Genomic DNA, 7,744 nt, shown 5'->3' with positions numbered 1-7,744 from the left:
GAACTATGTTGTAGGGCTGGACTTTAGTTACGACGACATAAAAAATCTCACAAAAAATATATCTTTTTCGTGCCATTAAACCGGACTAAAGTTCAGCTCTACAATATGAATCGAGCCTATGGCTCTTTAAGTTCCAACGGAACGAACTATGTTGTAGGGCTGGACTTCAGTCCAGTTTAATTATGAATTGGCATTATTTCAATTTACATTATTGTCAAATCTGTGCCCCATAAATTTACCTCAAAGTATATCTCAACCCAAAAAATCCACGAATCGTTTGGTTCTGCCCATACACATAAGTCGTATCAAAAGTCAATCCGTATGGGTTATCTGGGGTTCTCAGCACTTTTCCTGCCGCATCGTATTGCACATTTTTATCAAAAGGATCATTCGTTCTTGAAATTAAAAACGGATTATTCTGCTTTGGAGTAAAGTTCAGCAAATTTTTGATACCGCCGTAAAGTTCGAAATTCTTCCAGCCTGTGTATGTAAACTGAATATTCTGAATACTATACCAAGGCGAATTTGGATTTCTCGGATCATATTCGTTTAGCAAAGGCAGTTTCATCGGACTGTAAACATTTCCGGTATAATCCAGCAATAAATTCCATGGCTCTATTTTATAAGATACACTCCAAGTTCCTGTAAATTTTTCGGTTAGGAAAGGTCTTTCTGAAACTCCGTCCTGAACATTTTTATTGTCTAAAACCGTCGCGCCCAAAATAAACTTTAAACCATTGGTAAAATTGACATCAACATTGGTACTGATTCCCTGACTAATAGCGTAACCATCTATATTATCATAAATGATTTTATTAGGATCTGTTTCGTAATCTGAAATGATTTTATTGCTGAAACGAGTATAAAAAGCTGTGGTTTCAATTCCGATAAAAGTTCCGTTATTAAGGTTTATTTTCTGAATATAATTCAAGTTTACGTTTACAGATTGTTCCGGTTTTAAATCATTTTTAATTACAACTTCTCGTGAACCTGTAAGAGCTGCGTGATCTTCGGTAAATAAATTCACAACGCGAAATCCAGTTCCGGCGTTTAATCTGAAAATCGTGTTGTCATTTGCCTTGAAACGATACGCAAATCTTGGTGTAAAAATAGAACCGTGAATCGAGTTATAATCATAGCGCGCTCCCAGCAAAACCTGACTCTTTGGCGAAAACGTAATTTCATCCTGAACAAAAATTCCTGGTAACCAGGTACTTTCGGCATCTTTTGTCGCTGGAGTATTATCGTCATAATATGAATATCGATTCGCAATTCCGGCAAGTAAATCATTACTACCAATTTTCTTATCCCAAGTCAATTGCAGAAAACCAATTTTTTGATTCGCAATGAATGATGTTGTTCCGTATCGACTGTCTTGATAATGCACATTTCCGGAAAACGAAAGCATTAGTTTTTCTTCAAACGGTAATTGATAACTTCCAATTAATTCTGCCCTTTTGGTATAAATGCTTTCGCCATAAATTTCGTCTCCTCCTCGGTATTTTTTCTCCCAACGAACATCTCCGCCCCAGCGATCCTCATACATTCCTCGCGCTGCAATCGTAAAAAGGCGATTATCATTTCGCTGAAAACTCCATTTATTAAAAACCGAAATACGGTCAGAAAGCGTTACATCAGTAAAATTATCATGGTCTTTATCTATAACCTGATTATAGTTGAAATAATTAATCCCTAAAAGAGAAGTCGCTTTTTTGCCAACATTAAACTTCATTCCCAAATCAAGATTGTTTTCAAAATAAGTAGTAGTAAAATAATCCGCAGAAAACATTGGAGCATTTGTTGGGTTTTTAGTGATAATGTTGATTAAACCTCCAACGGCTTCACTTCCATATAAAGACGAAGCTGGGCCTTTTACTATTTCTATTCGTTCCACCAAAGAATTCGGAATTCCGGATAAACCATAAACTGTCGAAAGACTGCTTACAATTGGCATTCCGTCAATTAAAACTAAAGTATACGGACCTTCGAGACCGTTTATGTGAATGTCTCCCGTGTTACAAACGCCGCAATTCAACTGCGGCCGAACGCCGTTTATATTTTGAAGCGCATCATAAATACTTGGTGTTGGATTTTTTTTGAAGAAAACCGGAGAATAAACCTCAACAGGAACGGCACTTTCTAAACGTTTCACCGGTTTTAAAGTTCCCGAAACTACTACTTCGTTAAGTTGGTTTTCGTTGTCTTCTAAATCAATATCAAGATTTAGGTTTTGTCCTTTTGTAATTGAAAATCTTTGAGTCACTGGTTTGAATCCTGTCGAAGTTGCTTGAATTTTTCCTTCTTCAATAGTAACATTTTCAAAAACGTAATAGCCTAAACTATCTGAAACTGTTTTTTGTTTTGTTCCTAATAACTGAACATTTGCGGCTTGTAATTTTTGTCCGTTGCCAGTTATAAAACCAGAGATTTTCGAGGTTTCCTGAGCAAAAGAAAAGTGTAAGTTAAATAATATCAATATCCAAATTGAGTTTTTCATCGTGGTAAAATTAATTTTAGACAAAACTAAAAATTAAATTTTATAAATACTTATTTTAAATTTAGAAATTTATAACTTTATTTATATCAATATGTTATATTTCTATTTGCTTTGAAATTTAAAGAGAAATTAAAAAAGTTCAATAGCGTCCAGCTTTAGCTGGATGAAAATATAAACGAAACCAATAGGGCTTTAGCCAAACCGATACAATTTGGCTAAAGCCCTGTTTCGATTCAAATCTAATTCCCCTAGCTGAAGCTAAGGGCTATTGAAACTTTATAAACTTCAAAAATCCTCATCAATAAGTTCTTTATTGATTACAGCTCCGGCGAAAGATCCTGTAGAAACCGCAATGGCAACAGATCGCATTTGAGTGGTGCAATCTCCGCTCGCATAAATTCCTGCAACGTTTGTTTTCTGCATAAAATCAACTTTTAACAAACCTTGTTCGTTTATATCGCAGCCTAAATCCGCTGGTAACGAACAATGTTGTTCAAATGGAGGTCTTGCATAAATGGCTTTGACTTCAACTCTTTCCTGATTTTTGAAGATGATGTTTTTGACATATCCTTCTTTATGTTCAAAGGAATCTATTTCTTCCTCAAAAATTTGAACACCATGTTTCTTAAGTATTTCAGTTTGTTCCAAAGTCAAAGTTGATTTTCCGTTCGTACATAATCTCAAATCTTTTGTCCAGTTCGAAATCAGTTTTGCAAAATCAAATGCCATTTCGCCGTTTGCAATGATGGCTGTTTTTTCATTTTTAACTTCATAACCATGACAATACGGACAATGTAAAACCGAAATTCCCCAGCAGTCCGCAAAACCTTTAATTTCGGGAAGCAGATCTTTAACCCCGGTTGCAAAAAGGATTTTTCTTGAATTGAAAGTTTCACCAGATTCGGTTGAAATTTCAAATCCGTTTTCTTTCTTGGCTGCTTTTACAGCAAGTCCGTTATAAAAATGGACTGTTTTATAGAGATCCACTTGTAATTTGGCTTTCGCCGAAATAATAGCAGGCTTTTCACCATCTTGTGTAATAAAATTATGCGAATGCGGCGTTTGTCGGTTACACGGCAAACCACTGTCAATAACCAAAACCTGACGGAGAGAACGTCCTAAACTCATTGCCGCAGATAATCCGCTGTAGCTTCCGCCAATGATTATGACATCATATGTATAATTGTCTTTCATAATTTAAATATTTAAGATGTTCTTGATATCGGAAAAAGATCATTTTTTGGAAACAAACCTTCATGGTAATCTATAATCTCGTCTTCTGTACAAAGGCATTTTTTAAGCTCGTTGAGAATTTCAGTCTCTTTTATTTTTTGACCAATAAAAACAAGTTCATTAAGCCTGTCTCCAAAATTAGATGTCCAACGTTCTTCTATTATATCCTGAAATTCAACGAAATTGTTAAATGTCATTCGTTCGCTTAACGGCATGCTCGCCCACCAGACTCCTGCTCCTTCAGCTTTAATTGATCCACCAGCCTGGCTCCAATTAATAGCCTGTTCCGGTCGAGATGCCATCCACAATAATCCTTTACTTCTAATGATGTCAGCCGGAAAATCTGAAGTAATAAAATTCCATAACCGATTGGGATGAAAAGGTCTCGAATCTCTAAATACAAAAGAATTTATTCCATATTCCTCTGTTTCCGGCGTATGAATTCCTTCTAATTCTCTAATCCAGCCCGCTGAATTTTCGGCTTCTTCATAATTGAATAATCCTGTATTTATAATTTCATTCGGATTTACTTTTCCTAAAACCGAAGTGATTATTTTCGCCACAGGATTCAACTTCTGAATAGAGGCTTTGAGCATTTTTAATGATTCTGAATCGATAAGATCTGTTTTATTCAAAATAATAACATTGGCAAATTCGACCTGATCGACCAAAAGATTGACTATTGTACGAGTATCGTTTTCAATATCTGATAAGTTTTGTTCCTGCAAAGTTTTAGCCGAACCAAAATCCTTAAAAAAGTTAAAACTATCTACAACGGTAACCATCGTATCGATGTAGCTAAACTTGGATAAATCAATATTTTCATCTTCATTCACAAATGAAAAAGTTTGAGCTACCGGAATGGGTTCGCTAATTCCTGTACTTTCAATAAGTAAATAATCAAATCTGTTTTCCTTTGCTAATCTTTCAACCTCAACCATTAAATCTTCGCGCAATGTACAGCAGATACAGCCATTTGTCATTTCAACTAATTTCTCTTCGGTTCGGGACAAAGTATTTTGATTTTTCACAAGTTGTGCATCAATATTAACTTCACTCATGTCGTTAACAATTAGGGCAACTTTTAATCCTTCTTTATTATGAAGAATATGGTTGAGAAGCGTAGTTTTTCCTGCCCCAAGAAATCCGCTTAATACTGTAACAGGCAGTTTTTTCATTTGTGTATGCTTTTATGATTTATATAATTAATCAAATGCCCGATGATCATCCCGATTCCGCCAAAATAAATCAGATCCAAATGAATCTCTAAGAAGATTTCAGTCAAAATACTAATCCAGATTAAACTCATTGAAACAATCAAAATTGACGAAACCAAAAGACTTGATTTTTTCGTAATTTTGAGAATTGCAAATAAGCCTATCGAAGCAAATACTAAATCGATAATTGGATTGTGACTTATGCCCAAAGGAAGGATTGTTAAAAGTGGAAAAATCAAACAATGAACCAGGCAGATCGTCGCGCTCGAAATTCCTAAAATATCGTAAAAGGATGAGGTTGTTTTCTTCATTTCTTGTACATTTGCTTAATGCAATTTTGTTGCAAATATACACATTAAAATCAATTGCAACATTGTTGCGTTAAATTTTTTAATTCAAAATAAAATGAAAGCTACACGTAACACTACAGCAAAGACAGCCGTTTTAGAGGTTTTTGAGAAATCTAAAACAGCACTGTCTCACACCGAAATTCAAAAACAATTGAACGATGTCTGCGACCGCGTTACTATTTATAGAATTTTAGATCGTCTGGTTAACGACGATATCATTCATAAAATCTCCAATCTTGACGGTACTGTAAAATATGCAAAATGCAATCATTCGCATCAAAGAGTACACATTCATAATCATGCCCATTTTAGCTGTGAGAACTGCCATGAAATTACTTGTCTCGAAACCGTAAAGCCAAGTTATATTATGCCTCATAATTATAAAGTAAACGAAATAAACTTCACACTTTCCGGATTATGTCCAAAATGTTTGAATTCTAACATTTAAGTTTTAGACAAGTCTAAAAATATTGTTGAGCGAATATAATTTTTCTATATATTTGGTAAATCAATATTTTAGAAATGACCAAATCATTAGAGGAAGTTAACCAATCGGTTGCTACAGAACATAAAAAAACAGGTTTCAGGAAAATACTAGCCTTTTTAGGCCCGGCATATTTAGTTAGCGTTGGTTACATGGATCCCGGAAACTGGGCCACCGATATTGCCGGCGGAAGTCAGTTTGGCTACACTTTAGTCTGGGTTTTGTTAATGAGTAACTTAATGGCTTTGCTTTTGCAGAGTTTAAGCGCAAGACTCGGAATTGTAACGCAGCGCGATTTAGCGCAGGCTTCCAGAGAAACCTACTCAAAATACATCAACTACATTTTATATTTTCTGGCCGAAATTGCGATTGCGGCCTGTGATTTAGCAGAAGTTCTCGGAATGGCGATCGGAATTAATCTGTTATTTGGGATTCCGCTTTTTGAAGGCGTTTTGATTACCGTTTTAGATACTTTCCTTTTACTCTTCTTAATCAATAAAGGAATCCGTAAAATGGAAGCTTTTATTATTGTTTTAGTTGCCATTATTGGATTTTCTTTCATTTTCGAAATGATCTTTGCAGAACCTGAAGTTCCAAAAATTATTGCCGGACTTATTCCTTCTATCCCAAATTCGGCTGCTTTATATATTGCCATCGGAATTATTGGAGCAACTGTAATGCCTCACAACCTTTACTTACACTCTTCTTTGGTACAAACTAGAAAATTTGACAGAAGCCCAGCCGGAATCAAACAAGCTTTGAAATATAATTTTATAGATTCGACAATTGCTTTGAATTTGGCTTTCTTCGTAAATGCTGCCATTTTAATTCTTGCCGCTGCAACTTTTCACAAAAACGGAATGTTTGAAGTTGCCGAGATTCAGGACGCGCATAAATTTCTGGAACCATTATTAGGAACAAAATGGGCTCCAATATTATTTGCAGTTGCTTTGATTGCTGCAGGACAAAGTTCTACTGTAACCGGAACGCTTGCTGGACAAATTGTTATGGAAGGTTATTTACACTTACGTATTCAGCCTTGGGTTCGCCGAATCATAACGCGTTTAATTGCGATTGTTCCTGCTTTAATCGTTATTTGGATTTATGGAGAAAGTGTAACAGGAAAACTTTTAATTCTGAGTCAGGTGATTTTGAGTTTACAATTAGGATTTGCGATTATTCCGCTGATTCATTTTGTCAGTGATAAATCAAAAATGAATGGTTTTCATATTTCCAGAACAACTCAGGTTGTTTCCTGGATTATTGCTGCGATTATTGTTTCATTGAATGCAAAGTTGGTTTATGATGAAATCACATCATGGCTTGCAAGTTCAAATCATCCAATAGTTTTATGGCTTACCGTTGTTCCGCTTGCTTTTGCTTTTTCAGGTTTACTTCTTTACATCGTTTTTAAACCTTTTATTGCTAAAGCCAAATCAAAAACTATAAATCATTCGCCTCATAACCTGAAACTTCATTTCTCCCAAAAGAAAACTCAGGAAGTAAAAAATATTGCTGTTTCTGTCGATTTTTCTCATGCCGATGAAGCGGCACTAAATCATGCTTTCGAATTAGGCGGAATGGATGCAAAATACACCCTTATACATGTTGTTGAAACAGTTGGTGCTTTGATGTATGGAATTCACATTCATGATCACGAAACTACAATTGATGAAAAACTATTGTTAGAGTATAAAAAAATGCTTTCAGAAAAAGGATTTAATATTGAAACAGAACTTGGTTTTGGAAAACCAAACAAAATAATTCCGGAAATCATCAACAGCGGTATTTTCGATATTTTGGTAATGGGAACCCACGGCCACACTGGATTAAAAGATATTCTTTTTGGCACAACGGTAGATAAATTGAGACATAAAATTTCAATACCTTTGTTGATTGTTAAATAAAGGGGCTGAGGTTCTGAGATGCTAAGTTGCTAAGGTTTTTCTTTAAATCCTAAACT

At 35.1% G+C, this 7,744-nt stretch carries 6 protein-coding genes; 2 read left to right on the top strand and 4 right to left on the bottom strand.

The window, feature by feature from the left end:
- Window positions 1–235: 235 nt before the first annotated feature.
- The 4 genes from B3C18_RS13500 to B3C18_RS13485 all read right to left on the bottom strand — a co-directional run bounded on the left by B3C18_RS13500 (window position 236) and on the right by B3C18_RS13485 (window position 5,258).
- Window positions 236–2,497, bottom strand: coding sequence for a TonB-dependent receptor (locus B3C18_RS13500; protein ID WP_291147613.1), 2,262 nt, complete (start codon window positions 2,495–2,497; stop codon window positions 236–238).
- A 285-nt stretch (window positions 2,498–2,782) separates the two neighbouring features.
- Window positions 2,783–3,691, bottom strand: coding sequence for an NAD(P)/FAD-dependent oxidoreductase (locus B3C18_RS13495; protein ID WP_291147611.1), 909 nt, complete (start codon window positions 3,689–3,691; stop codon window positions 2,783–2,785).
- 11 nt (window positions 3,692–3,702) lie between these two features.
- Window positions 3,703–4,908: a GTP-binding protein gene (locus B3C18_RS13490; RefSeq protein WP_291147609.1), complete on the bottom strand. Its 1,206-nt coding sequence runs from the start codon at window positions 4,906–4,908 to the stop codon at window positions 3,703–3,705.
- Complete coding sequence (locus tag B3C18_RS13485) at window positions 4,905–5,258, bottom strand: MerC domain-containing protein (RefSeq protein WP_291147607.1); 354 nt, start codon at window positions 5,256–5,258, stop codon at window positions 4,905–4,907. Before B3C18_RS13485 ends, B3C18_RS13490 begins: the two co-directional genes overlap by 4 nt.
- Before the next feature lie 94 nt (window positions 5,259–5,352).
- On the opposite strand from B3C18_RS13485, the gene B3C18_RS13480 reads away from it, so the two are divergent.
- Together B3C18_RS13480 and B3C18_RS13475 are read left to right on the top strand one after the other, a co-directional pair.
- Complete coding sequence (locus B3C18_RS13480; protein ID WP_053473133.1) at window positions 5,353–5,745, top strand: Fur family transcriptional regulator; 393 nt, start codon at window positions 5,353–5,355, stop codon at window positions 5,743–5,745.
- Window positions 5,746–5,819: 74 nt separating this feature from the next.
- Window positions 5,820–7,688, top strand: a complete 1,869-nt coding sequence (locus B3C18_RS13475; RefSeq protein ID WP_291147605.1) for an Nramp family divalent metal transporter — start codon at window positions 5,820–5,822, stop codon at window positions 7,686–7,688.
- Window positions 7,689–7,744: the final 56 nt, after the last annotated feature.

This window comes from Flavobacterium sp. UBA7680 (genome assembly GCF_002482975.1).
GTDB lineage: Bacteria > Bacteroidota > Bacteroidia > Flavobacteriales > Flavobacteriaceae > Flavobacterium.
Note: the sequence above shows the minus strand (reverse complement) of the source record. Positions and strands in the feature narration are given on the sequence as shown.

Coding starts and splice junctions, on each gene's coding strand:
- B3C18_RS13475 (WP_291147605.1), top strand. CDS start 5,820: ATGACCAAATCATTAGAGGAAGTTAACCAATCGGTTGCTACAGAACAT.
- B3C18_RS13500 (WP_291147613.1), bottom strand. CDS start 2,497: ATGAAAAACTCAATTTGGATATTGATATTATTTAACTTACACTTTTCT.
- B3C18_RS13480 (WP_053473133.1), top strand. CDS start 5,353: ATGAAAGCTACACGTAACACTACAGCAAAGACAGCCGTTTTAGAGGTT.
- B3C18_RS13485 (WP_291147607.1), bottom strand. CDS start 5,258: ATGAAGAAAACAACCTCATCCTTTTACGATATTTTAGGAATTTCGAGC.
- B3C18_RS13495 (WP_291147611.1), bottom strand. CDS start 3,691: ATGAAAGACAATTATACATATGATGTCATAATCATTGGCGGAAGCTAC.
- B3C18_RS13490 (WP_291147609.1), bottom strand. CDS start 4,908: ATGAAAAAACTGCCTGTTACAGTATTAAGCGGATTTCTTGGGGCAGGA.